The organism is Shewanella sp. KT0246 (assembly GCF_019654955.1).
Classification (GTDB): domain Bacteria; phylum Pseudomonadota; class Gammaproteobacteria; order Enterobacterales; family Shewanellaceae; genus Shewanella; species Shewanella goraebulensis.
Genome location: NZ_BPEV01000019.1, coordinates 1 through 24,504, shown reverse-complemented (window position 1 = coordinate 24,504; position 24,504 = coordinate 1). Strand labels below are relative to the sequence as shown.

At 41.3% G+C, this 24,504-nt stretch carries 25 protein-coding genes; 9 read left to right on the top strand and 16 right to left on the bottom strand.

Annotation, left to right across the window (positions count from 1 at the left end; genetic code table 11):
- The first annotated feature begins 149 nt into the window (after positions 1 to 149).
- Positions 150 to 521: a metalloregulator ArsR/SmtB family transcription factor gene (locus K5Q58_RS11005; protein ID WP_220753979.1), complete on the top strand. Its 372-nt coding sequence runs from the start codon at positions 150 to 152 to the stop codon at positions 519 to 521.
- Positions 522 to 630: 109 nt separating this feature from the next.
- On the opposite strand, the gene arrB is transcribed toward K5Q58_RS11005, so the two are convergent.
- The 3 genes from arrB to K5Q58_RS10990 form a co-directional block, all read right to left on the bottom strand.
- Complete coding sequence (gene arrB, locus K5Q58_RS11000) at positions 631 to 1,335, bottom strand: arsenate respiratory reductase iron-sulfur subunit ArrB (protein ID WP_220753978.1); 705 nt, start codon at positions 1,333 to 1,335, stop codon at positions 631 to 633.
- An 11-nt stretch (positions 1,336 to 1,346) separates the two neighbouring features.
- Positions 1,347 to 3,911, bottom strand: coding sequence for an arsenate respiratory reductase molybdopterin-containing subunit ArrA (gene arrA / locus K5Q58_RS10995; protein ID WP_259651320.1), 2,565 nt, complete (start codon positions 3,909 to 3,911; stop codon positions 1,347 to 1,349).
- Positions 3,912 to 4,281: 370 nt separating this feature from the next.
- Entirely contained in the window at positions 4,282 to 4,725 is a 444-nt protein-coding gene (locus tag K5Q58_RS10990) for a dCMP deaminase family protein (protein ID WP_220753977.1), read from the bottom strand.
- Between the two features lie 207 nt (positions 4,726 to 4,932).
- On the opposite strand from K5Q58_RS10990, the gene mtnC reads away from it, so the two are divergent.
- Positions 4,933 to 5,613, top strand: a complete 681-nt coding sequence (gene mtnC / locus K5Q58_RS10985) for an acireductone synthase (protein WP_220753976.1) — start codon at positions 4,933 to 4,935, stop codon at positions 5,611 to 5,613.
- A 94-nt stretch (positions 5,614 to 5,707) separates the two neighbouring features.
- Here the strand turns inward: mtnC and K5Q58_RS10980 are convergent, their stop codons facing one another.
- Entirely contained in the window at positions 5,708 to 6,718 is a 1,011-nt protein-coding gene (locus K5Q58_RS10980) for a Solitary outer membrane autotransporter beta-barrel domain (RefSeq protein WP_220753975.1), read from the bottom strand.
- A complete protein-coding gene (locus K5Q58_RS10975) occupies positions 6,718 to 7,974 on the bottom strand; it encodes a hypothetical protein (protein ID WP_220753974.1) in 1,257 nt (418 codons plus the stop codon). Before K5Q58_RS10975 ends, K5Q58_RS10980 begins: the two co-directional genes overlap by 1 nt.
- Positions 7,975 to 8,127: 153 nt before the next feature.
- Between K5Q58_RS10975 and K5Q58_RS10970 the strand changes: the two genes are divergently transcribed.
- Positions 8,128 to 8,559, top strand: a complete 432-nt coding sequence (locus K5Q58_RS10970) for a thioesterase family protein (protein WP_220753973.1) — start codon at positions 8,128 to 8,130, stop codon at positions 8,557 to 8,559.
- A gap of 111 nt (positions 8,560 to 8,670) precedes the next feature.
- Here the strand turns inward: K5Q58_RS10970 and K5Q58_RS10965 are convergent, their stop codons facing one another.
- The 7 genes from K5Q58_RS10965 to K5Q58_RS10935 all read right to left on the bottom strand — a co-directional run bounded on the left by K5Q58_RS10965 (position 8,671) and on the right by K5Q58_RS10935 (position 15,326).
- Entirely contained in the window at positions 8,671 to 9,084 is a 414-nt protein-coding gene (locus tag K5Q58_RS10965) for a thioesterase family protein (RefSeq protein WP_220753972.1), read from the bottom strand.
- Positions 9,085 to 9,196: 112 nt separating this feature from the next.
- Complete coding sequence (locus K5Q58_RS10960; RefSeq protein WP_220753971.1) at positions 9,197 to 9,985, bottom strand: Mbeg1-like protein; 789 nt, start codon at positions 9,983 to 9,985, stop codon at positions 9,197 to 9,199.
- An 84-nt stretch (positions 9,986 to 10,069) separates the two neighbouring features.
- The gene (locus K5Q58_RS10955; RefSeq protein ID WP_220753970.1) at positions 10,070 to 10,681 is read right to left on the bottom strand and encodes a GyrI-like domain-containing protein; all 612 of its coding nucleotides are present in this window, start codon (positions 10,679 to 10,681) and stop codon (positions 10,070 to 10,072) included.
- Between the two features lie 148 nt (positions 10,682 to 10,829).
- On the bottom strand, positions 10,830 to 12,623 hold the full coding sequence (locus K5Q58_RS10950) for a long-chain fatty acid--CoA ligase (RefSeq protein WP_220753969.1): 1,794 nt from the start codon (positions 12,621 to 12,623) through the stop codon (positions 10,830 to 10,832).
- Between the two features lie 117 nt (positions 12,624 to 12,740).
- Complete coding sequence (locus K5Q58_RS10945) at positions 12,741 to 14,066, bottom strand: hypothetical protein (RefSeq protein WP_220753968.1); 1,326 nt, start codon at positions 14,064 to 14,066, stop codon at positions 12,741 to 12,743.
- Positions 14,063 to 14,908 carry an ABC transporter ATP-binding protein gene (locus K5Q58_RS10940; RefSeq protein WP_220753967.1) on the bottom strand — a complete coding sequence of 282 codons (846 nt, stop codon included), beginning with the start codon at positions 14,906 to 14,908 and terminating at the stop codon, positions 14,063 to 14,065. The genes K5Q58_RS10945 and K5Q58_RS10940 overlap by 4 nt, the downstream gene beginning before the upstream one ends.
- Before the next feature lie 43 nt (positions 14,909 to 14,951).
- On the bottom strand, positions 14,952 to 15,326 hold the full coding sequence (locus K5Q58_RS10935) for a GntR family transcriptional regulator (RefSeq protein WP_055024132.1): 375 nt from the start codon (positions 15,324 to 15,326) through the stop codon (positions 14,952 to 14,954).
- Between the two features lie 92 nt (positions 15,327 to 15,418).
- On the opposite strand from K5Q58_RS10935, the gene K5Q58_RS10930 reads away from it, so the two are divergent.
- From K5Q58_RS10930 to K5Q58_RS10915, 4 genes are all read left to right on the top strand, one after another.
- Positions 15,419 to 16,969 carry an alpha/beta hydrolase gene (locus tag K5Q58_RS10930; RefSeq protein ID WP_374758497.1) on the top strand — a complete coding sequence of 517 codons (1,551 nt, stop codon included), beginning with the start codon at positions 15,419 to 15,421 and terminating at the stop codon, positions 16,967 to 16,969.
- A 2-nt stretch (positions 16,970 to 16,971) separates the two neighbouring features.
- Positions 16,972 to 17,706, top strand: coding sequence for an ATP-binding cassette domain-containing protein (locus K5Q58_RS10925; RefSeq protein WP_055024131.1), 735 nt, complete (start codon positions 16,972 to 16,974; stop codon positions 17,704 to 17,706).
- Positions 17,706 to 18,854 (top strand): ABC transporter permease, encoded by a 1,149-nt coding sequence (locus K5Q58_RS10920; protein ID WP_220753966.1) that lies wholly within the window; start codon positions 17,706 to 17,708, stop codon positions 18,852 to 18,854. Before K5Q58_RS10925 ends, K5Q58_RS10920 begins: the two co-directional genes overlap by 1 nt.
- A gap of 126 nt (positions 18,855 to 18,980) precedes the next feature.
- Positions 18,981 to 19,217 (top strand): hypothetical protein, encoded by a 237-nt coding sequence (locus K5Q58_RS10915; protein WP_220753965.1) that lies wholly within the window; start codon positions 18,981 to 18,983, stop codon positions 19,215 to 19,217.
- 29 nt (positions 19,218 to 19,246) lie between these two features.
- Here the strand turns inward: K5Q58_RS10915 and K5Q58_RS10910 are convergent, their stop codons facing one another.
- On the bottom strand, positions 19,247 to 20,254 hold the full coding sequence (locus K5Q58_RS10910; protein ID WP_220753964.1) for a GlxA family transcriptional regulator: 1,008 nt from the start codon (positions 20,252 to 20,254) through the stop codon (positions 19,247 to 19,249).
- 117 nt (positions 20,255 to 20,371) lie between these two features.
- Between K5Q58_RS10910 and K5Q58_RS10905 the strand changes: the two genes are divergently transcribed.
- Complete coding sequence (locus K5Q58_RS10905) at positions 20,372 to 20,551, top strand: hypothetical protein (protein WP_220753963.1); 180 nt, start codon at positions 20,372 to 20,374, stop codon at positions 20,549 to 20,551.
- Between the two features lie 227 nt (positions 20,552 to 20,778).
- Here K5Q58_RS10905 and mog read toward each other — a convergent pair whose 3' ends face one another.
- Both mog and K5Q58_RS10895 read right to left on the bottom strand, forming a co-directional pair.
- The gene (gene mog / locus K5Q58_RS10900) at positions 20,779 to 21,312 is read right to left on the bottom strand and encodes a molybdopterin adenylyltransferase (protein WP_220753962.1); all 534 of its coding nucleotides are present in this window, start codon (positions 21,310 to 21,312) and stop codon (positions 20,779 to 20,781) included.
- Positions 21,313 to 21,526: 214 nt separating this feature from the next.
- Entirely contained in the window at positions 21,527 to 22,024 is a 498-nt protein-coding gene (locus tag K5Q58_RS10895; protein ID WP_220753961.1) for an NlpC/P60 family protein, read from the bottom strand.
- Positions 22,025 to 22,388: 364 nt separating this feature from the next.
- Between K5Q58_RS10895 and K5Q58_RS10890 the strand changes: the two genes are divergently transcribed.
- A complete protein-coding gene (locus tag K5Q58_RS10890; RefSeq protein ID WP_220753960.1) occupies positions 22,389 to 23,321 on the top strand; it encodes a LysR family transcriptional regulator in 933 nt (310 codons plus the stop codon).
- A gap of 172 nt (positions 23,322 to 23,493) precedes the next feature.
- Here K5Q58_RS10890 and K5Q58_RS10885 read toward each other — a convergent pair whose 3' ends face one another.
- Positions 23,494 to 24,459 (bottom strand): LysR family transcriptional regulator, encoded by a 966-nt coding sequence (locus K5Q58_RS10885; RefSeq protein ID WP_220753959.1) that lies wholly within the window; start codon positions 24,457 to 24,459, stop codon positions 23,494 to 23,496.
- Positions 24,460 to 24,504 lie beyond the last annotated feature (45 nt).

Sequence of the window (24,504 nt, the reverse complement as noted above, 5' to 3'; positions counted from 1 at the left end):
TGAATACAAAACTACCACTTTATCTTGATTTGCCCTGACGAAAATTCATCACTAAACTTTACTTATCGAGGTTCACTTTCAGCAGCATTAGAATTGACTCAACAAGGTAAAAAACATATGGTAGGCCAAATTTTCAATCAGTATGAATCATGACTTCTCAGTTCGAACCAGTTAGCCTTTTCAAATCCTTAACAGACCCTATTCGCTTATCTATTGTGATGCTGTTGGTTGTTGAGAAAGAGCTGTGTGTCTGTGAATTTACTGAAGCTCTAGATGTCATCCAACCTAAGATATCTCGTAACCTAGCCTTATTAAAATCGGCAGGCATTGTTGTCAATCGACGACAAGGGCAGTGGATTTATTACTCGATTAATGAGCAGTTACCAGCATGGGCAAAACAAGTGTTGACTGATACTTATTCGGGTAATAAAACATTAATTGAAGAAGCGTTATCCAAGCTTAATTTGGTTGGCGAAAATCAGGACCGCCCAAAAATCTTGTGCGGCAGTTCGACTAAGTAACCATTCCTTCGATTCTATTTCAGGCAGAAAAAAGAGATGCAGCTTTAACACCTGCATCTCATTTCTAATCTTCAACACGACTCACTAAAACTTAATTTTGTAATGCTGTTTAATACAAAGTTTTCACGTTAAAACTGCGAATGTAATAAACATTCGGCTTCGTACCTGCATCTAGATTGAGCTGTTGAGTCTTGTTCATTTTAATCAAACGTGACGCTTCACTATTTGGATCGTCAAAGTCACCAAATACTCTCGCGCCAGATGGACAAGCCGTCACACATGCAGGACTTAGCCCTTTATCTAAGCGATGATCACACAAGGTACATTTTTCAGTGGTTCTTCTTGGGCGAACTTCAGGATAGGTATCACCACGCTCAGGGTTCATATATGGAAAAGTTTTAATGTCTACTTTTTTCAATAAAGCATGAGGAGATCCAGTAGCGCCAGCCACTAGAGCTTTATCATCTTGCCACTCACGATGAGGCTCTTGTCTGTTATAGCTAATGACCCCATAAGGGCAAGCTCGCTCACATTTTCTACAACCGATACATTTATCATTATCTTGCAGCGTTAATCCACGTTCGTCTTTATACATTGCACCTGTAGGGCACACGTTAACACAAGCAGCATTGGTACAATGGTTACACATGGTTGGTATGTAACTGTATTGCACGTCAGGAAAACGTCCTTCCGTTTTAGTTATATGATCCGACCATTTAACGCCATCAGCAGTGTTATTTTCGGTTTTACAGGCTAAATCACAGCCACCGCAACCTACACATTTTTGTAGGTCAATTACCATTCCGAGTCTCATAATCTCTTACCTCAGGCTTTTTTTACGTTAATACGAACATGGCCATAGTACGCTGATGCGCCACTTAATCTGTCATATCTATCAGCGATAATGTCGTTGTTTGAACCACCTCTCGCCTCTTTACCAAATGTCTTGCTCGCATGGCGACCATAAGCCCAGTGTCCTTGGCCAAAACATTTTGCTACAGTGCCAGGTCTTACTCCTTCCCATAACGCAACTGTGCAAGTTAACTCACCTACAGGGCTCGATATGACAATCTTGTCACCGGTTTTAAGCCCCAGTTTTTCACCGTCAATAGGGTTGATTTTCGCCGTGTCTTCATTGGCAATATCTCCAGGATCAAGATCTTTAAATTCATAGAACCATGGTGTATTGGCTGAGCGACCTTCTTTACTTAATCGCGCCTTTTGATCCACCAGCAATAATGGATACAGTTTTTCATCACCGAAGCGGTATGGGTCTTCGTAATGCGGTACGAAAGCAACTTTACCTCGGGCTTGGTAATCACATGCCTCCATGACCTCATCAACACTGACATGATGGTTCTTCGCATGTTTATTAAGGGCTTTCTCAAGGGTTTTACTATAAAACTCAAACTTATGGGTCTCAGTTTTAAATTTCCCCCAGCGGCTTTTCAGTTCATAAGGATGGCTGTTCCACACGCCTTTATCGGTGAACTCTTTCCAAGACGTCATGTTATCGCCATATTTGGCAGCACCGTCAGTCCATAATGGCGAAGTCACGTATTTCACTAGTAGCTCACCAAAGTCTTTTTCGCTCTTAGCTGGCTGCTTAGTTTCAGGATCAAGTAACTGTTCATTGATATAGCGCCAAGGCATATCAAAACCTTTATCAGCTAACTTTTTAGCTAATAAATATGGGATTTCTGACTCATCTTCTTTAGTGTTCCATATGCGATCAATTGAAGGCTGTTGCACTGACACTTGATGCACGCCATTACCAATTGAATCTAATACGCCCCACTTTTCAAACATGTGGTGGTTAGCAGGTAAAATGATGTCGGCAAACCAACTAAACTCTGAAATATTGGTGGTCACGTGTGCCATGAAATCAAGCTGACTTAACGCTTCATTCCAACGCTGGCCTTCAGGTGATGAGAAATTAAAGTTGTTGAAGTATGCCAACATGACTTTAATGTCATACGGATCAGCACTTAGCATGCCATTAGGCGTATTGCTGGTGACAACACCACCGCCTGGTTTACCTTTTTTAAGCGCAGGGAAAGCTAAGGTGCCACGTTGATCAATTTTAGGGTGCTTAACCCCTTTCTTAGCCACGTTATCAAGGTACGGCTTAGAGTCAGGGAACTTCTTATTTAGTTTGATTTTATTAGCAGGGAATACTCCCCCTTTATTATCAATGCCACCGAATAAGCCATTTAATGCATGACAAGCAAGTGAAGTGTAAGTTCCGCGGGTATGCATCACAGCCCCACGTGATGTCCACACTTGTACTGCAGGTGCAGCTTTGCCCATATCGCGCGCAATATTGATAATGGTATCAGCAGGAATATTAGTGACAGACTCTGCCCATTCAGGAGTGTAATCTTTTAAGCTAATGTTCCACCAATCAACCACGCCATGAGTATGTAACTCATTAAATGCTGCAGCATCGACTTCTTGACCGGCAATGAACTGGTTTTGCTTATTAGCAAAGTCCCCCACAAATGGCTTATGCCACAGACCTTCAGTTAATGCCACATGAGCAATGGCTAACGCTAATACACTGTCTTGTGACGGCTCGATTGGGATCCATTTGTGAGCCTTACTGGCTGATACCGATAAACGAGGGTCTACTACGACCACTTTTGCGCTATCTAGCGCTGCGCCCCAAGTTTTTGAGTAATAGGAAACTTGGCGATTACTCGCAATGGGGTCGGCACCAAATGAAAGAATAAATTTAGCATTTTCAACATCATACTGGTTATAACCCCAGTTACCATCTTGGTAGTATGGCCCCATTTTATGGGCTTCTGCACATATTGAACTGTGGGAAATATTATTTGGAGAACCAATCATTTGAGTAAGATGTTTATACATCAGCTCATTGATATGGGAATAGCGACCACGCAATAAAGCATATTTATGAGATTCGTCGGCAGCTCGAAGCGCTAGAATTTTATCAGCCAGTAAATCTAAAGCTTCATCCCAAGAAATCGGTTTGAACATAGGATCATGCTCTTTGCCTTTCTTAGGGTTTGTTCGCATAAGCGGTGTTTTCACTCTATCTGGATCATAGACTTGCTGAAGACTAAGGTGCTGCCTTGGGCAACTTGCTTCACCGTGCACTTTAGAATTAACGTTACCTCTTAATTTAATCGCACGCCCGTCCATCACATAAACTTGCTTGGCACACCAAGAAGTACATCCTTGACACGTTGTACCTACCCACTGACCAGTACCAGTAACTGTATCTTTACTTGGTAGCTCTTGCTCAATTCCCTTCATTACAGGTTCAATTGAACTCGAACTACTACAACCTATTCCAGATAGTGCAGCACCTGCTGCAGAGGTTTTTAACAACGCTCTTCTACCTGTATCTATTTTATTGCTCATCTCAATCCCCTTGAACACACTACATATCATCAACTGCATATACGCTTATTTATATATATACATTTGTAAATGAGCATTTAGAAGACAAATTAAAGGGCATGAATCACAGAATATAAATTTAACAATGGCTAATGCTTGAGCTAACTTTGCAACATTTAAACCTTAAACAATTGAAACAAAAGTGAAATATATGATGAGGAATAAAAAGCAGAAAGAATAAGCATTGGCTTAATGAATATCCCTTTAGGAGTATTAGTTGACTAATTTAGTGCGGAATAGAATGTTGAAATAAAACGCAGATATAAAAAAACCGACTTAACGTCGGCTTAATCACACAGAGATATGAAAAGAAAAAAGGCAACTCTCAATGCTATTCAAGCTCATGAACCGGCAGCCAGTTCACTTTTACTCCTGCTTGCAAAAACATATCTTGGCTGACTTTAATCTTATCGCCCCAGCGAGATAAAAAGTCCTCACTTTGCTCTGGGCAATACACACCCGTAATACCGGTTTGAATGATTTTAGCGGCGCAGTTAGGACAAGGAAAATGGGTAACCCAGATATCACAATCGCCTAAATCGCGCTTAGCGAATAAGATGGCATTCTCTTCTGCATGCAAGGTTTTCAATAACTTCATTTCACGATCGTCAGTTTCTGCGCTATCAGAAATCCCATGGGGATAGCCATTAAACCCGACAGACACGATACGATTATGTTTAGTGATCACCGCGCCCACTTGTGTTGACGGGTCTTTACTCCATGAACCAACAAGTTCAGCCATCTGAAAGAAACGTTTTGCCCATTTAGAAATCATAGCCTGTCACCTTTAAGTGCTTGGTTTAATTATCACTGCTTTGTTTATGCATAATACCTAAACATAACAGCATTGGCAGCTAATAACAGTGGAATATCATTGATTTGAGTAATCCTTACCTTTGTTGTTCAATTTGACTAGCCATCAGACCTAATAAAGCTTAGGATCTTGGTCAAGCACATTTAAGGATTGGAGTACGTAGACATTATGGGTATTAGAGCGATTATCGTAGATACAGCTGGCACCACGACTGATCTAGATTTTATTCAAGATGTACTATTCCCGTATTCAAAAAAAGCCATGGGTGATTTTCTTGATAAAAATCAACATAACCCACTGGTTGAATACTGTATCAGCGACGTTCGCGACCTTGCACTAGAGCAAGACGCCTCTGTTGAACGCGTAACAGAAATCCTATCCCAGTGGATTGATGAAGACCGTAAAGCAACGCCACTCAAAACCCTTCAAGGTCTTATTTGGAAGCAAGGTTACGCAAGCGGTGAGTTTACCGGTCATATTTACCCAGATTTCATCGATGCTATTCCACGTATTGAAGCAGCTAATATCCGTATTTACAGCTTCTCTTCAGGTTCAGCTGAAGCGCAAAAAATGTTATTTAGCCACAGCGATGCAGGGGACTTAACACCTAAGTTTAATGGCCATTTTGATACCCGTACGGGGAACAAATTAGACAAACAAGCTTACTGCAATATCCTCAATACCGTTAGTTTGAGCCCGAAACAAGTCTTGTTTGTTTCTGATGTGGTTGAAGAGCTAAAAGCCGCCGATGCTGCCGGGCTACACACTGTGCAAATGGTACGTTTTGATAATCAAAAGACCGCTAAGTTTACTCAAATCAGCGATTTTTCTGCCCTGAAAATTGATTAATTATCCCCTATTTAGCAACAAAAAAACGACCTTCAAGGTCGTTTTTTATTGGCCATCATTCAGGCTCGATTAAATATCTTCATTCAACTCGTTATTAAATATCTTCATTAAACAATAGCACCAAGCTACCGCCACTTAACGCACTATCAATATTCACCGTAACTCCAATTCCTACATTAGTTAACCATGAAGATAATGCAGGAGTTTCAACAATCCAGCCTAGTCCTGTTTCGTAATAATGATTGGTTCCCATGGTATCCACTGCATCACCGGTTAAGTCAATTCGCTTAAACAAAAAGCGCATTTCATTGCGATAACTCATAAGCTCTGGCAGTGGATAATGATAAATAAACGTATTGCTAAACCGGCTAACCTCAGGCGATCCCGATTGAGCAGACCCGTCTGCATGAACGATATTACCGAGGGCATAATTATAACGGCTAATAAACTGCCATTTATTATTCCAAAGATGACCTTGATAATGCACTTGTACTGAAGGGTCAATCATCCACGCATCATAAGAGGTATTAAATACCTGCCCATCAAATAACTCGCGATAGAACTCTATATCAGGGCTATAATCAAAGTCATTACGATACCAAATGTAGTGACCACCCAATCCAAGTTGCATCCCCCAGTTTTCAGATAAGCTATATTTCCAACGCTGTTCTGCTGATAATAAATAACTCTTTTCGTCTAGCTTTTCGGTCATGTTTGCTTGATCAGAAAGCAGTAAAGATTGTTTCGAATTGATGTAAGAGAACTTAACAAAGCTGGCCATTTGCCAATCAGGGGTTAATTCAAGCCATTGACTTTCCCATGGGATCGAGTAAACGCTCAACTCTTTACGGCGCTGAATTGATTCTTTAGACCCTGTATCAATGTTGTCCAAGTCAACGATATTGCTTGGGTCAAAATTAACCACTCCCAAAGACACTAAACTGGCATCCGACAATACAATTGCAGTGGCAATATTACCTTTGGTCACATCACTCAATTTTTGATCAAGAGCACCGTCAGCATTGGCAAAAGACGGGGCACTTATTAGCCCAAAAGCATAGCTAAATACAATACAGTTTAAGACTAAACGCATTGGCTTATTCATCATTCGCTCTTAACCGGAAATGCGGGTGAAACACAAGCTTTTACCAAAAAGTCATAACCGTATCGACTATCCTCTTCATCGGATGGAATGATTTCTAATATCTCGTAGTCATTTAACTCAACCACTTTACTATCCGCTTGAGATTCACAGCGAGAAAACTGGTTACCCTCAAAATAGTAAATAAAATTAGCAATCGTCATTCTCACCATCAAGCGATAACTCTCGCGGATAATATCGTACCGTCGTTCAGCGACTTCATCTGCCCCAACACTCAAACGTTTCACTTCATTTTGCTGCACTTGTTTAATTGATTGCTGAACTGCATCCTCAATCACCTTTTGAGTGCTCGCGGCGATATCTGGAGGAGTATCTTTGTTAGAAGTCGAAGTCACAGAACCAGGAACAGAAACAGGTGCATGCACTGGCTCTGTAGAGCTAAGGCTTTCTATGTCATTATTCTCAGCGGCTAAAGTTGTTTCTGTTTCTGCCTCTCCCTTAACCTCTCCCTCAGCCTTAGCTTCAACAATTTTCGCACCAACGGCTGACAGCTTTTGCAAACCAGCATCAATATCTTCAGGTTTTTCACCTGTTTCCTCTTCTAACAATTTGATCATTTTGGCTCTGGGATCACTACTTTCAAAGGTGTTTTCAATATCACTTAATAAATACAGGTTAGCTAACACCACATACGCCAATATCATTCGTAGCAATATAGTGCGTTTTCGATAATGCTCACTATTAGTAAAACGTATTGATTTAACACCAAGCAAGCTAAGTAGTGGCATCAACACAAAGTAAATTGGAATTACCGCTTGCAGCAGCATTAACGCCACTCCGCTCACCAGTACAAACCATACTGGCATATAGAGCAGAATAACGAGATTGTGGGTATAGGTTAAATGATCAGCATCAACGCCTGATACTTCATTAACAACGGATGCAGCCCACACTAATGAGAAGTTAGCGATAATGGCATAAAACAACAACAAAAAAGCTTTACCGGCTAAACTATGCCAAGTTTTAGTAAACAATGGCCAAAACTCAATCATCATTGCAATCATGGCAATGATCCCCACCATCGTCACTCCATCGGTGGTAAACATCAAAAGGAAGGCGATGAAGTACAGCTTTTGCGCCACAGTCAACTTATCGATGATGGTCTTAATATAACTGAGTATCACTCGGGGTAAGGCCGATACACTCACAACAGGACGATAAAGTAGCTGCTGTAATCGTGGGTAGTTAAAGGAGTTCAAGCGGCACATTCCATAGCAAATAGTGGTTTAACATTATCAAAACATATTGCCTAATTGATAGCAAAGCATTCCATGCTTGTTGAACTAGGTTTTGCCTGTTAACCTGAATAAAAATCAAACAAGCGTTTAACTTTATTAGGGAGTAAGATTTATATGGACCAGTTTATTCAGCAACATGCGATTATTACTGAAATTCCAGTAGCATGGGGTGAAATGGATGCACTCAATCACGTCAACAATGTGGTGTATTTTCGCTACTTTGAAACCGCTCGAATTGATTTTTTTAGCCAGATAAACATGATGGCCGAACTTGAAAAAACCGCCGTTGGTCCTGTTTTAAGTGAAACCCACGCGCGTTACAAACGACCAGTGACATTCCCTGATACGTTATTAGTCAGCGTCAATATTAGTGACGTAAAAGAAGACCGCTTTATCATGCATTACCGTATTTTCAGTAAGGCGCAACAAGCGGTAACAACAACTGGCACTGCCAATGTGGTGATGTTTAACTTTAAAACGGGACAAAAAGCCAAGTTGACACCAGAGTTACTTGATGCGTTAAATCAACACTTAGAACAAGCATAAACGTCAGGTTTTAGCTAAGAATTTACAGGGTATGCCACCCAAGATGAGCTAGAAACTTTGATCTGTGCGCGAGCTTTTTATTACCCGCTCGCGCTTTATCACCCATTAACCTTAAGCCGTCATATCTCCAGTTAATGCCGCCAGTTGTTCCTTCACTTCAGCAGTCATCGGTTGGCTTTTTTCAGCCTGATAATCGTAATGCACCATAGTGGTTTTAGCCTCAGCAGTTTGGCGTCCGTTTTGCCAGCAACTTTGAGCAATCTCGAAACTACTGTTGCCCACTCGGCTGATATGAGTTTTAACGAGTACATCTTGGCCGTAAAAGGTTGGCGCATTAAATGCGATGTTAAATCCTGCAATGATCATGTTCCATTTTGATAAATCTTGGCCTGGATTAACGATTTCAAAAATCGGATCTCGTGCCGCCTCAAACCACACAGGAATGACTGTGTTATTAATATGCCCCAGTGCATCGGTTTCACAAAAACGTGGCGTTAGGGTTAAGCTAAATTGGGTTTCTGACATGCTGACCTCTTGTTATTATTGGCTTTATTGGCTATTACTTAGTTTTATAACTTGTTTAGTAAATAACAAAACTGCTCGCAGTGTAAGTCAGCCAAGAGTTGGGGTCAAAATATTAGATATCATCAAAGAAGTCTTTATTGCGAATGTATTTATGCATGTAATGAAAGGCAAACGGTGACACTATCCAGCTTACAAAGCTCAACAAAAAGCGTTTTATCGGCGGCGTATTTTCATAGACACGTTCGTTGTGCAGCCAGAGCATTTTACCCACATGAAAGAAAATCCCCGGAAGTGGCGGCAAAAAAGTCACTACGTCGATATCACAGCAAATACGATAAGTACGTCGTTGTAATAAATACGCTTTTTGGAAGCTCTTAAAACCAGGAGAAGGCTGGCCAAAGGTCACCACACGTTTGATTGAGTTGGGATATAAGCGCTCTAATCGATCAGCAGCTAATATCGCCATCGCGCCACCTGATGAATGCCCCGTCAAAGAAACCCGCTTACCTGCGACTATCAAGGGATAGAGCACCATCTGTAATTGGGAGAATAAACTGATATTAGGATCGTAATGCGGCTGTATAGGATTAGTTTTTTGCTCTAAAAGGTAATCATAGCCTGCATGAACATGGTACTTACAATCGTTAAACTGTTTCGCTTTAGGCCAGCACTGACAGTTAATCAGCCACTCATTGAGGGTTTGCGAGCCTCGAAACACCACTAACACTTCTTTTTTATCTGCATGCCACATTATCCGAGCACAAATATTTCCCCAGCGATTGGCGATATCTCGATAATGTTCATGAGAGAAACCTAGCTTTTCAGGCGAAAAGTCATCTCGATAAGTGACTTTGCATAGCACAGCATAACGTTCATATTGATAGCGTTTTAATTTTTTCAAAGTAGCAGGTTCAGTTAAGCAAACTGAATTGAGAATATAGCCCTTTTATGACACTACTGTGATGGCTTACTGTTAACGTTAAGCTTAAATTTTATATGGTTGCCTAATAACAGTTTTCCAGTTGTCAGGGGCTGCACGACGAATGTCGGACAAATATATCTCGTGATGTTTACCCGATAAGGTAAACCCAGCAGACTCAATAAAGCCATGTACTTTAGCAACTGTTGGGCCTTCTTCTGAAAAGGGCCCCACATGCAGAATCTGCGCGCATGAACCTTCACTGAAAGATGCAAAGCGTACCAATTCTATCGCCGCTAAATCCTTTTTCAATTTCACTTGGCTGATGGCCGCTTCAACTAATGCCTTATCAACCCAATCAGGCTGCATAATCATCATGGTCCATTGCCAGTTATGTTTATTATCATTGATAAAGTCATCCATATCCTCAGCCCACCATAAACCTTCAAGTGGGAGTACACCGTAATCAACGTCGGTGACGCCCTTTTTGATCATAAACTTAATAGTATAAGCGGCTGAATATAGTGCCTCTATAGCCTCCGCATACTGTGGGCTTCCAGGCTCACCTTTGCCGACTACCATCAAGTAATGCATTGGTGGCACTTCAACACTGACTACCTGTTTTTTCGACGGCTGATATAAGTGTTTCAGTTGTTTCTTAACATCGATTTTAGCCATGGTTTACTCGGGTAATTTCAGATAAGGCATATAGAACTGATCATAATACCTATAACTGATTGCTGCTTGAATGCTTTCCTTAGAAAGCAGGCACAAAAAAGGGCACCATTAGATGCCCTTTAAAAACTTCATTTAACTCTAGACGAGATTACTTCGCGTACATCGCATCAATCTCATTAACGTACTTTGAGTAAATCTTCTTACGACGCAGTTTCATGGTTGGGGTAATTAAGCCCGACTCCATCGAAAAGGCTTCTGGCAATAAGGTAAATTTCTTAATTTTCTCAAATCCCGCTAGCTCGTGTTGTAGCTCTTTCAAACGTTGCTCAAAATGCTCTACCACTTGGCTATGGCGTAACAGCTCTATTGGGTTTTCAAACTTAATCTCATGTTCTTTGGCCCAAGATTCAAGTGACTCAAACGCAGGTACAATTAACGCCGATACATAGTTACGGGCATCAGCCACAATCGCAACTTGTTCGATGAACGGGCAACAGCTCACTTTACCTTCAACACGTTGCGGTGCGATGTATTTACCGTTCGAGGTTTTCATCAGCTCTTTAATGCGGTCGGTAATGTATAGGTTACCTTCAGCATCTAACATGCCTGCATCACCGGTTTTTAACCAACCATCTTCAAACGCTTCTTCAGTATCTTGTGGACGGTTAAAGTAACCACGCATCACGGTGTCACCACGTACTAAAATTTCGTTATTAGCACCGATTTTCACTTCCATAGCACTCAGTGGTTTACCGTTTGAACCAGACACTCGATTATCAAGCGTATTACACGTCACGGTGGCACAGGTTTCAGTCATGCCGTAGCCACACAAGATTGGCACACCAATACTGTGGAAAAAGCCGCCAACATTAACATCTAATGCAGCGCCGCCAACAGGCATAAACTTAAGGCGACCGCCTAATACATTCTGTAATTTGCTGAATACTAATTTGTTAGCCAGCTTCCATTGCACAGATAATGCGGCGCTGGCTTTCTTGCGACCTTGGCCGACTTCAAACTGTCGTGAACCCACACCAATAGCCCAGTTAAATAGTTTTTGACGTATTGCTGGCGCACTGTTCACTTTGTCATGCACAGCGCTATACACTTTTTCTAAAAAGCGTGGCACGACACATAAGGTATGCGGGCGAACTTCAGCAATCGCCTCTTTAACGCGGTTTGTATCAGCAAGGTAAACATTATGACCACCACGACACAATACATAAAAACTCCAACCACGTTCAAACACATGGCTAAGTGGTAAGAATGCCAATGAGACATCACCCGCTTTAAAAGCAATTTCTGTATCGTGTTGTTCGATCATCGAGGCAATATTACGATAATCCAGCATCACACCTTTAGGATCGCCAGTCGTACCAGAGGTATAAATAAGGGTTAATAAGTCATCAAGATTGGTTTGCGATAAACGCAGCTCAAGTTCAGCTTCGCTTGCAGGCGTTGTCTCTGCAATCAGGATATCGTCAAAATGGAAATGCTCATCTGAGGCCAGCTTAACATTGCTGTCAAACACCACGACATGCTCAACAGTTGGACACTGTGCTTGGATTTTACATGCTGTTGCGTATTGACTCTCATCACCTGCAAAAATGACTTTAGCGCGGGCATCATTAACGATGAAAACAGCTTGTTCCATTGGGCTTGTTGGGTAAACAGGTACGACTACGGTTCGTGCTTTAAGTGCGCCAATATCTGCACATGTCCATTGTGGGCTGTTTTGCGCAACGATAACCACTTTGTCTTGGGCTTGTAGACCAAAATCAATTAACAGCTGTGCCACTTTATTAGTAATAGTATCAAATTGGCTCCATGAAACTTTGTTCCAAGGGGCTGCCATCTCAAATCCTTCGAGTGCGATGTTATCTTCTAATGCTGTGCTTTGCTGCTGTAGAAGTCTGACTAAATGAAATTGTTCGAGAGACATTAATAATTACCTTTTAGCTTACAAGTGTTCCGCTTTTTGGCATTCTACTTTAAGCCATACAGAAAAATAAGAGTTTTTAGTCTAAATTAGCGTCAATTCACAGATTATCGCTACATTTTACAAACTGGCAACACCATTTTTCCATAATTTGTTTCTGCTGATAACCAGTAAAACAGCCATTAACAGTAATAACCCTAAATCTCCCCAATAATATCCAAGACTTATAGCATTCTCTTCTCGTAAGGTAACGAGCGACGTCGATAACCATACAGAGCTAAAGATCACGATCAGCATTGAAGAACTTACTTGAAGTACCGAACGGCTCATCGCACCAAAAGCAAGTGCTAAGCCAGATGCCCAAGTAGTACTGGCGACGACATGTAAGCCGACCATTAACGAAATTTGTGAATTAAACTGAGCAGATAACAAGGTAATCAGTGACATAATTGCAATTACGATTATCAACAAACGTAATTGAGAATTAAAAAACTGACCTACTAAACCCGTTTTACCACTAAAGCTGGGCAGCATATATAGGGTTTCAGCTGCCCGCCAACGCTGAACACGTGTCCAGTGAATTAAACAGCACACCATAATCATCAATTGCGACAGCACCATTAATACCGGGACATCAGCTTCCATGTATGCAGACAGAAAAATAGCGGCAACACTCAAAATAGGTACGACAATTAATATCATGCCGAGCATCGGGCCGACAAAGTAGCTTGCAGGATGCAGATAACGACTCAATTTCATAAACCAGCGATTTTGCCCTGCAATAGGACCAATCATCCAACCAGTTTCTAAGCCATTTAAATAAATCGCTCTGGCATCGTCATTCCAGCTTAGACGTAATAATTGTCTATCAATTAAAAAGCCAAGTAGCACAGGCAGAAGCACTAAATAACTCACAATCACTTCAGGTAAATACACGATCACTTCGGGTGCCAAAGGGATAAATACAAACACAAATACCGATAAGTTAAATCGCTGTGGCTTGATTAAACACACATAAATAAATCCCATACCAATACTGAAAAACAGCATTAACGTCCCTATGCTCTCCTGCTCAGTGGACTCAAATACTATGTAGCAAATCAATGACATCAGAATAAAAACACTAATGGCTTGAACCATTACTTGCTTACGGTAATGCGGAATAAGCGCTGCGTGCTCACTAGCAGTCAATTTAATAAACTGCCAAGCAACAGTAGCGGAGACAGATAAAATACACATCCCCAAGGTAAGATTAATCACTTCAACTTTTTCAGGCTTAGTCAGTAACGTCAGTACGGCAAGCCCTAATCCAAGTAAAGCCACCAGTAAGAAGCTCAAACTGCCAAAATCGCGGATCCATATCGAGTAAAAACCTTTATATGGATTACGAAATGCACCTTTATTCGACTTGGGCTGTAAGTTGCTCATGGGCTGTCGACTATTCATCGGTGTAATTCCATGAATAGTTGCTCTAAATTGAGCGTGGTTTTGTTTAATGCGCCTGTTATTTCAACTTGATCAGCATTGTCCACCAGCACTTGTTGTTGATTTCGATTCAATACCCTTACACCATCAGGTAAGGTTTGGTTTTCAGCAAGCTGTACTAACATCACTTCTTCACGTAACGCATCAATTTCTTTAAATAGTACGAGTTCACCTTGTTTAATTAAGGCTACATGGCTGGCAACACGCTCTAAATCTGAAGTAATGTGTGACGAAAACAACACGGCAGAACCTGACTCTAAAGCAAGCTCAAACAAGTCCCCCATAAACTGACGACGAACGATAGGATCTAAACTGGCAACGGGTTCATCAAGGATAAGTAATTGAGGGCGATAGGCCATGGCCATGATAAGTGCTAAGGATTGACGTTGACCCACTGATAATTTTTGCACTTGTTGGTTAGCTTCAAGCCCAAAGCGATTTAACCAATCTAACTCGAGCGACTTATCCCATTCAGGGTAAAAGCTGCTGTGCAGTTCAAGCGCACTAGCAATGGTAAAACCCTCATAGCCAAATGGTTGCTGAGGTACGTAGCCAATTTTAGACTTTGCCTCGATAGATAGTTCAGCTGCTTGCTCACCTAAAGCCGTAATTTCGCCCGCATCAATGTTCAGTATGCCTAATGCAGCACGCATTAACGTCGATTTACCCGCACCATTTTGACCTAATAAGCCTACGACCATGCCAGCTGACAAGCTAAAACTTAACTGTTTAAGCACCACATTATCGTCAAAACACTTGTCGACTTGGTTGAATTTTAAAATTGCCTCAGTACTGATATCCATTTAACGTATTCCTTGTTAACTTACTGCTGTTATGGCTTTTTTATTATTGTTTCCACTGAGTTGCCACTAACGCTTGCAACTCCTCAAGGCTGATACCTAATTGCTTTGCTTGATTGATTAGATCAAGTGCTTGGGGGACAAGTAATTGCGGACCCGACGTGTCATCGTTAGATTGCCTATTCGCGACTCGAGTAGGTTGCCCACGTCGACGTTCAAGCCAACCTTGCTCTACTAATTGTTGAATCGCTCGTGACACTGTCATTGGATTAACCGCTAGGTGCTCAGCAAGTTGTCTCACCGAAGGCAACACTTGGTCCACTTGTAATTGGCCACCCACAATTAACCGTACAATTTGCTCATGCAATTGTCGGTAAATGGGTTCGCCACTACTGGGGTTGACTTTTATTAGTTCTAGCATTAGCCTTTACTTACTGTATTAATACATTGATACACCGATACACTAATGTTAAGTTACCACAATCATCCTGAAATGCAAAAAGGAAAGATGTAATGAACATCGGAAAAGTTATGTTGCAAGGAACCTATAACAAGGTAAGCAATGCCCGTTGGCTGACAACAAAATCAAAGCTGATAAGCGCCGTTCAAGTTGGTTTACTGTCTATGATGAGCTTATCTGCTGCGGCAGATGAAAGCACTGTTGCTATTGAACAAGCTCCACTTTCAGCGTGTTATGTTGATGGTTTATCTGAGCAAGTGCAGTGCGGCTCATTATTATTGGCTGAAAATCCAGCCAAGCCTGATGGCAAGAAAATCACCGTTCATTACGCTGTATTACCAGCGATTAAACCCAGCTTTAAAAAACAAGCCATGCTTGCCATTGCTGGCGGACCAGGACAATCAGCCATTGAAAATGCCGCAGGGTTTGACCGCGTACTGGCTAAAGTCCGTCAAGATCGCGACATTTTATTGATTGACCAACGTGGGACTGGGCAATCTAATATCTTAGCCTGTGATGATGACGATATGTCAGTGCTATCGTTTAATGATGACGATATGGACTATGTGAAAGACACTCAAGCCTGCTTAGATGAAATAGATGCTGATGTCACTCAATATGGCAGCTTAACGGCGTTAACTGACTTTGAAGCTATTCGCCAACACTTAGGTTATGAAAAACTGCATTTATATGGTGTATCGTACGGTACCCGTATGGCGCAGCTATATATGCGTGAACATCCAAATGCGGTCGCCACCGTGACTTTAGATGGTGTTGTACCAATGCAGCAAAGTGTTATCGCTATTGGTGAAGCCATCGATAGAGGCTACGCCCTTCTTTTTAAAGACTGTCAGCAAAACAGTTTATGCGGTCAGCAATTCCCGGATCTTGAACAAGATTTCATCTCTGTCGATAATCAGTTAGCTGAATCCCCAGTCAAGACACAAGTACGCGATCCACAAACTGATGAGCTAACCAGCTTTTTGCTGACTCGAGGTAAATTTAACGGTGCGATTAGAATGGCGCTATACATGCCCAACATTCGCTCGTTAACGCCGCATGCAATTCATCAAGCCGCTCTGGGGAACTACCAACCCATATTAGGCATTTACACCTTAACCTCAGATAGCACAGGTATCGCCATGGGAATGCACGCCTCTGTAGTTTGTGGCGAAGACATTCATCGCATCACAACAAGCATGCGCGAACAAGCACAAGACTCTTACATGGGAGGCACCATGATAGAAGGACTAGAGGCAACGTGCAGCGTGTGGAATATGCCGCAAGTAGATAACAGCTTTAGCGATGCTATCGCAAGTGACATTCCTACCCTCTTGCTTTCAGGTGAGCTAGATCCTGCAACGCCACCAAGCTGGGGCGATATGGCCACAGAAAAACTCACTAATGCTAAACATTTTGTCTCTGAATTTGCTACCCATGGCGTGGCTTATCAAAGCTGCGGTAACGATCTCATCGCAGATTTAGTTAGCAGTGGCTCGATAGATAACATTGACGGTAAATGCTTAGAAAAGGATGTCCGTAGAAGCTTTTACTTAAATGCCAACTCAGTTGAAACCCTTTCAGCTGACGCTGAGGAAGAATAATCATGATTACTGTATCGAATTTATCGAAAAAAATTGGCGACGTACAAGCACTGGATAACCTCAGCTTTAGTGCTCATGACGGTCATATTACTGGACTACTTGGCCCAAATGGCGCGGGTAAAACCACCTGTCTACGAACAGTGTTTGGCTTATTAGCGGCAGATGAAGGCCATGCCGAAATCGATGGTATTGATGTTGCCAAAGAGCCGACAAAAGCAAAAGCACAATTAGGTTTATTCCCAGACCCATTTGGTTTATATGAGCGATTATCGCCAAGAGAATACATTAGCTACTTTGCCGAACTCAGCGGCATGTCAAAGGCTGATGCTAAACAAGCAACAGCCAATGTCATCGCGCAATTAAAACTCGAAGATATTGCCGACCGTCGATGTAAAGGTTTCTCACAAGGGCAACGCATGAAAACTGCATTAGCCCAAGCGATAGTGCACCAGCCAACCAACATCATTTTAGACGAGCCAACACGTGGCTTAGATGTCATGAGTACCAGGTTACTGCGAGATATTTTAATTGAGCTTAAAAAAGCAGGCCATTGCGTGTTGTTTTCAAGCCACGTCATGCAAGAAGTGGCCGCTTTATGTGACCAAGTCATCGTGATGGCTAACGGTAAAGTGGTTGCCACAGGTAGCCCAGAAGAGCTTTGCCAACAAACGGGTGAAACCTCACTGGAAGAAGCCTTTATTAAACTCATCGGTACTGACGAAGGAATCGCAGCCTAATGAAAACAGTTATAGCAATGGTTCGCAAAGAACTCATCGACGCAATGCGTGACAAACGCTCAGTAATGGCAGGTCTATATTATGCCATCGGTACCCCGCTGTTAATGTGCGGCATGTTTATGGTGTTGATTGGGCAACTATCGACCCCTGAAGATCTCAACATCAAGATCACCAATGCCGACAACGCGCCTGATCTAGTCCGATTCTTAAATAATCGCGGCATTAACGCTTCAACTGACGAAGGGGTTACAGCTAAAGATGTCAAAGATATCGAGCTCGTCATCAGTGACGATTACGCAGCGCACATGGCGAAAGCAAAGCCTGCTGAAATCACCTTAATCGCCGATAACTCAAATGAAAAGCTACAGCAATCCATTCGCAGAGTTGAAAACCAACTGCAAGCCTACAGCGGTGAAATGGGCAGCTTACGTCTCATTGCACGTGGGATTAACCCCGCTGTTGTGCAGCCAATTAAAGTGGTAGTAGAAGATCAAGCAACGCCAGATTCTAAAGGCGGCTTTATTTTAGGAATTGCCATTTTCACCATGATTTATTCGGTGTTTATCTCAGGCATGAACCTGGCTATTGATACCAGTGCGGGCGAACGTGAACGTAATTCATTAGCACTGCTGTTAAGCCACCCTATTAGTACACGCCAATTAGTACTAGGTAAAATCATTGCAGTCACCTGCTTTGCATTGCTGGGCTTATTGCTGATTTTAATCGTGTCTAAATTTGCCTACACCTTTGTGCCTTGGCAAGAGCTTGGCTTTAGCGTAAATATTTCGCCAGACTTTATGGGGCTAATGCTATTTATTGGCATTCCACTCGCCATTATGGCGGCGACCCTACAATTGTTTGTGTCATTTATGGCCAAAACATTTAAAGAGGCTCAGTCCTATCTCACCATGGTGCTGTTTGTCCCGCTCGCTTTATCAATGGCAGCGAGCTACAACATCGCCCCTGATGTACTGGAATGGTTACCTGTTTCAGGTCAACAGCAAGCCCTAATGGCCTTTATTAAAGGACGGGAAATACCAATGCTGCAATTATTGGTGTCATCTGCAGCCACACTGGTACTGTCAATTGCACTGGCATTAGGGCTAGAGAAACTGCTGAAAAGCGAGAAAGTAGTATTTGGTTTGTAAACGTTAAAGGCATGCATGGGTAAGGTTGAATACCAAGCTTGCTCATCATGCTAATACCAATCTGGATAAATAAGTGATCATTCTTATGCTGATTGGTATAAACCCTCATATAGGAAGGAGTCTGTTATGGAACAAGAATACGCCATTGTAGCTTTAGTCATTGTGATTACTGTTGGCACTACAGCGACTGAAATTTTTAAGCAGTATATGAAGTCAAAAAGCGCTAATAAGTCAGGTCATCAAACTGAAGAAATGAAGTTACTGCGACAACAAAACAATGAACTCAAGCAGCGAATTGCCACTCTTGAGAAAATTGTCACTGAGCCAGAGTATGATTTAAAGCAGCAAATTAACTCACTTTAGTTGGCACTCAAAGCCCAAAAAAAGTATCGCTAGCAGCAGGCATAGGTATTAAATTTTTGTCGATAAGCACGCGGGCTTAAACTGGTAAGCTGGATGAATAGTTTTCTAAACGAGCTAACATCCTCATACCCGACCCGCTCGACAATTTGCTCAATGGCCAATTCTGTTGTTTCTAGCAACCTTTTTGCTTCATCTACTCGAAGGCGCTGCATATAGCTCGCTGGCGTTTCATTCACGGCTTTTTTAAAGCGCCTAATCAACGTGCGCTTGCCTACGGCAAACTTATCTGCAATGTCATCTAACAACCAGTGTTGGCTCAAGTCATCCTGCATCCAACGCTGGACGTTATGTATTAATTCGTCTTTATGCTGTTCAGGATTAATCGCCATTGTCATAAAGGGTTGTTGAGAGCTGCGATTAGGATCGATCAGCAATATTTTCGCCATCTGCTGCGCCATTTGTTCACCCGCTAAAATCGAAATAAGATGCAGCGCCAAGCTTAAATTTGAGGTGGTCGCGCCTGCGGTATGGATATGGCCATCAGACACCACTAATGAATCCATACATAACTTCACATCTTTGAAATTGCGCTCAAACATCTCGCTAAGCCACCACACTGTTGTGGCTCGCCTTTGGTTTAATAAGCCAGATGCAGCAAGCAGTAATGTTGCTGAACAATAAGCCGCAACAGGCTTTTCAGCAGCTGAAAAGCGCGACAGTGGTGCTATTAAAGGCTCAAAATCGGTTAAAAATGCTTGAAACTCAGCCCGATTAGTCACAAAGGCCGAGGCCAGAATAACGGCATCAGCCTGCAAAATATCATCAGGATGCGCTAGCCCTTTGGCGGGTACTTCAAAACCTTGATTGGTTTTTACGTTATGACCGTCAGCTGAAATGACATGACAATGAAACAAGTCTTCTTTGACATCTTGATTAATACGACGCCAATAGGCATTACAAAAACTAAATACATCTAAAAAGCTCACCAGGCCGCTCGCCACCACGTTACCCGCCGCTAAAATATAAATTGTTTTCATCACGACCTCAAAATGTCACTTTTGACTTTATATTTGTCAATAATGACACTTAAAATCAATTTGTCTAGTTTTTATACTGTTAATCACAGTGAGTCATTAGCAGTAAGGACACAAGTCATGAAAAAAGTCAGCCAGCATATTATTGTCAGTTTGAGTTATCTTTTCGTCAGTTGGGGGTTATTACTGTCACTAAACTTCAGTACTGCACCCAATGTATTTGTACATCTCATTGCCATTCCATTTCTTGCCATATTTTCTGGCTATAGCGCGCATTTGATCTTTAGAAAAGGGCTGTAGTCATTAGCTGCAGTCATCCGTTATGTCGAAAATAAGCAACTAGCGATAATTGAGAAGAGCCGCAATAGATAGGCTTACAAGTGCTCATTACAATCATGTGATGATGACTGATAAATGACGGGCTAAGCGCGGTGTAATACAGAAGAGTTAAGCTTTGATGAATGGTTTGAAATGTAGCTATAGGGTGAAGACATAAGCATTTCACCCTATAGTAAACAAATATTAGATTACTTTGCTTTTGGTCTGAACGGCTTGATGACTGACTCATCACACTCTAAGAATGGGCCATCCATTAAATCAATGCAGTATGGAATTGCTGGGAATACGGCATCTAAACATTCACGAATTGATTTTGGTTTGCCAGGTAAGTTAACAATCAGCGAGTCACCACGTAAACCAGCTGTTTGACGAGATAAAATAGCTGTAGGCACAAACTTTAATGATTCAGCGCGCATTAGCTCACCAAAGCCTGGCATCATGCGATCGCAAACGGCTTCTGTCGCTTCAGGTGTCACATCACGCTTAGCAGGACCTGTACCGCCAGTAGTGACAATCAAGCTACAGTTTTGCACATCGGCCATATCAATTAACGTGGCTTCAATATCTGCAGTTTCATCAGGAATTACCTTATAAACAGGTTCCCACTCTGATGTTAAATACTCATTTAGCACATCAATAATGGCTTTTCCCGATAAATCTTCATACACGCCTGCACTTGCACGGTCGCTTACCGTAACAATACCGATTTTAGCTTTGGTCATGACAAAATCCTTAAACTTGATCATTTAATTGCTGTACGTCTAAATAAAAATTAGACTTTAGATGCGGCTAAAATACCACAATTTTACTCTTTAGGCGGAGAGATTGATCAAGAGTTAACAACACAGGTTTGTAGATCTTAGACTTAGGTAAACTTGCTCATCGGGAATAGGCAACGATAAAAGAAAACAGCATTCGCCACCAATAAGATCAGCACTATAAACGACTCGCAAACCAATAGCGGGGTTTCCAGTAAACATTATCCATACTGGAAATCATCACCCCTTTTTTAGTCGACACATGCAAAAAACGATGGCCGGATAAATAGATCCCAACATGGCGTCCACTACCTGTGGTTTTAAAAAACACTAAATCACCACTTTGCAGATCACTTTTTGCAATACGGTTGCCCAAGCTGGTTTGTCCCCGCACCGTTCTTGGAATACTTGATCCGATAAGATCTTGATAAGCAACATACACCAGCCCAGAACAATCTATGCCTTTTGGAGACAACCCGCCTAAACGATATGGCGTACCTTGCCATTGCTGATGAAATTTCAGTAACTGCACTTCATTCCAAAGTGTACCTTCAGCCTTAACGGGGATCCTCTCTTGACTAGCATCGCCATGGGCCTGCGAGCTATTTGTATCAGGCTGACTCGCACATGCTGATAAAAACAGACCAATGCACATTACCAGACTCAATCTGAGCATGCTTTATTTCCACCTATCTACTAGTTAAAAACTAGCATAAACCCATGCTAGAACAAGAAGTGCCAGTGTAATACCGTTTTACTTGAAATTCAGTGCTAAAATCAGCAATTTCCCAAACGCGATCAACTTAACAACTAAACAAAAAACCACCAACACTTTATATATTATTGTCACCAAAAACATACAAATCAATAAACTGCATCTCATTTGTATTTTTTATCTAGCTGAATAATATAGTGTTTAGGTCATACAATAGTGCCAAAATACCTCTAAAGGGGTAATCTGTGAGTTGAACACGGTTTAGACACTGATTGTTATGATAAGTTCCCAAAATCGGAATAACTCAAGCACTTGGTAAAAATGAATGCAAAAGCAACTATCAAGATTAGATTATTTTACTCTTAAGGTCCTTATTGGCCTCTTTGAGTTCAAAAATGGCAGTGTGGTTGCCGAAAAGCTCAACAGCACTCAGCCAAAGGTCAGTCGCGCACTTAGTACCATGCGTGAAGTAATCCATGATGAGTTATTTATCAGACAGCAATATGGCTTACAGCCTAATGCGATGGCCGAACGTCTTTACCCTCTCGCAAAAAATATCGTGTCTGCCTATGATCAAATGGCTGACGTGGCTAACACAAAGCCAGAGCATCATCGTATGTTGCATATTGGCGCCCCAGAACAAATGTCGACCTTCATCTTAAAGTCGATTGAAGAAGCCAGTGAGATCCTCGGTATAAGCCACACGGTAGATATTCACCCTTGGGTTGAAAATGTGGAGCAAATGATTGTACAAGGCAAACTGGACTACTCCATTTCTTCTCGTGAATTTCAACACGAAAGTGTCATCAATAATAAGTTAGGCGATGTTGAATTTTGGTTTTTGGTAGTACGTAAAGATCACCCCATTCTTCAAGGTGAAATTACCCTAGAGGCGATTCTGAGCCATAGATTAGTCTTCATTCATAATGGGCCGACTTCAGAGCTCAATGAACTCGTTAGTCGCTGTTGCGAAACTGTCGATCTTAAAGCCAATATTAGCTTAATTACTTCAAGCTTATTAATGGCATTCGAGCGAGTCGTTCACTCTGATGATGTCTGTTGGGCACCATCAGTTTTTCCGTTTGAATTAAGTAAACAACGTGATGATGTAGAGCTAGTTGATATGACTGAATTCTATAAAGAACACTTTAAAAATATTAATAATTTACGTCACCCCAGTCATTTTTTGCAATTTCATGAAACGCATCAAAATGAATTTACTTCTCTTTTATCTAGTATTATGCAAGATAACTTATAGTCATATCAAAATTTATATAAAAACCTTAGTATTGATAAACTAACTAAAAATGGCAATATTAAATAATAGAATTAGCTATTTCAGATTTAATTTATTTTTATATATAAATTAAACCAAAAATAAAAAGCCACTCATCATTGAGTGGCTTTTTATTTATAAACCCTCAGCAATTTTAATGCAAAGCGGAATGAACTAACCCTTGAATTTTTTCTGATAACCACTGGAAATTAGTTTCATGATTATTCTTGTTATAAACCATATATAAGGTTGGTGGTTTGACTTCCATAAACAACCTTTCTGATTCAACTTCTGCTAGCCGACAAGCATGCAAGCCAGGCGTCGTATTGATCATGTTATATATAGAGCTATAAGGCAGTAACGCAACTGCGTTAGTTTGTCTTAGGTATTCGAATAAGCTAGAAACACCATTTAAATCCATTTCTGTATTTAGTGATATCTGTTTACGGTAGCAATACTCTTGAAACGCACTCATTTTCTGTTCCGCATCACCAACATTACTATTAACGTATGGGTATTTGGCAATTGACTCTAAGGTAATTTCTTCTTTTAGAATTGGATGTTTCTCATCACAAATCAAAAAAAGTTTATTTAATTTTTTTAACGGTAATACAGCTAAGTTATCATCTATACTTTCGAGATTACCTATCGCTTTACTGCAGCAGATACCAATATCAATATCCCCAGAAACAATATGATCAAGGGAAGACTTATTCCAAGCAGAGATATTAAAATTGACATCTTTACCTGCATCTCTAATAGATGTTAATAGCATCTTAGGAAAAGGAAATGACACTAAATCAGGAGCGACAATTTCAAAGTTATGAACATTATCAGCAATAGCCTCACCATGCAGCTGCTGCAGGCTATTAGAGCATTCCAAGATCTGCTTAGCAATGGGATAAACCTTGCCTGCGAACTCGTTAGGTACTAGGCCATACTTCTTACGTATAAACAGCTCATTGCCAAAAATTTCACGAGCATGTTTAAGGCAACGGCTTATCTTGGGCGCTGGTACGTTCAATTTATTAGATACATATGTCGCGGATTTGTTTTCATAGAGATTCACTAGAATATTAATGCTTAATAAATCTAGGTCACTATAGCTAATATCTCTCATCTAAATACCTCCCAATGATAAGTTCAATTTAATAATACCCAATTT

Coding starts and splice junctions, on each gene's coding strand:
- K5Q58_RS10950 (WP_220753969.1), bottom strand. CDS start 12,623: ATGTCTCTCGAACAATTTCATTTAGTCAGACTTCTACAGCAGCAAAGC.
- arrB (WP_220753978.1), bottom strand. CDS start 1,335: ATGAGACTCGGAATGGTAATTGACCTACAAAAATGTGTAGGTTGCGGT.
- arrA (WP_259651320.1), bottom strand. CDS start 3,911: ATGAGCAATAAAATAGATACAGGTAGAAGAGCGTTGTTAAAAACCTCT.
- K5Q58_RS10990 (WP_220753977.1), bottom strand. CDS start 4,725: ATGATTTCTAAATGGGCAAAACGTTTCTTTCAGATGGCTGAACTTGTT.
- K5Q58_RS10930 (WP_374758497.1), top strand. CDS start 15,419: ATGAACATCGGAAAAGTTATGTTGCAAGGAACCTATAACAAGGTAAGC.
- K5Q58_RS10980 (WP_220753975.1), bottom strand. CDS start 6,718: ATGAATAAGCCAATGCGTTTAGTCTTAAACTGTATTGTATTTAGCTAT.
- K5Q58_RS10890 (WP_220753960.1), top strand. CDS start 22,389: ATGCAAAAGCAACTATCAAGATTAGATTATTTTACTCTTAAGGTCCTT.
- K5Q58_RS10945 (WP_220753968.1), bottom strand. CDS start 14,066: ATGAATAGTCGACAGCCCATGAGCAACTTACAGCCCAAGTCGAATAAA.
- K5Q58_RS10905 (WP_220753963.1), top strand. CDS start 20,372: ATGAAAAAAGTCAGCCAGCATATTATTGTCAGTTTGAGTTATCTTTTC.
- K5Q58_RS10895 (WP_220753961.1), bottom strand. CDS start 22,024: ATGCTCAGATTGAGTCTGGTAATGTGCATTGGTCTGTTTTTATCAGCA.
- K5Q58_RS10925 (WP_055024131.1), top strand. CDS start 16,972: ATGATTACTGTATCGAATTTATCGAAAAAAATTGGCGACGTACAAGCA.
- K5Q58_RS10955 (WP_220753970.1), bottom strand. CDS start 10,681: ATGGCTAAAATCGATGTTAAGAAACAACTGAAACACTTATATCAGCCG.
- K5Q58_RS10935 (WP_055024132.1), bottom strand. CDS start 15,326: ATGCTAGAACTAATAAAAGTCAACCCCAGTAGTGGCGAACCCATTTAC.
- mtnC (WP_220753976.1), top strand. CDS start 4,933: ATGGGTATTAGAGCGATTATCGTAGATACAGCTGGCACCACGACTGAT.
- K5Q58_RS10940 (WP_220753967.1), bottom strand. CDS start 14,908: ATGGATATCAGTACTGAGGCAATTTTAAAATTCAACCAAGTCGACAAG.
- K5Q58_RS10920 (WP_220753966.1), top strand. CDS start 17,706: ATGAAAACAGTTATAGCAATGGTTCGCAAAGAACTCATCGACGCAATG.
- K5Q58_RS10885 (WP_220753959.1), bottom strand. CDS start 24,459: ATGAGAGATATTAGCTATAGTGACCTAGATTTATTAAGCATTAATATT.
- K5Q58_RS10910 (WP_220753964.1), bottom strand. CDS start 20,254: ATGAAAACAATTTATATTTTAGCGGCGGGTAACGTGGTGGCGAGCGGC.
- mog (WP_220753962.1), bottom strand. CDS start 21,312: ATGACCAAAGCTAAAATCGGTATTGTTACGGTAAGCGACCGTGCAAGT.
- K5Q58_RS10970 (WP_220753973.1), top strand. CDS start 8,128: ATGGACCAGTTTATTCAGCAACATGCGATTATTACTGAAATTCCAGTA.
- K5Q58_RS10915 (WP_220753965.1), top strand. CDS start 18,981: ATGGAACAAGAATACGCCATTGTAGCTTTAGTCATTGTGATTACTGTT.
- K5Q58_RS10965 (WP_220753972.1), bottom strand. CDS start 9,084: ATGTCAGAAACCCAATTTAGCTTAACCCTAACGCCACGTTTTTGTGAA.
- K5Q58_RS11005 (WP_220753979.1), top strand. CDS start 150: ATGACTTCTCAGTTCGAACCAGTTAGCCTTTTCAAATCCTTAACAGAC.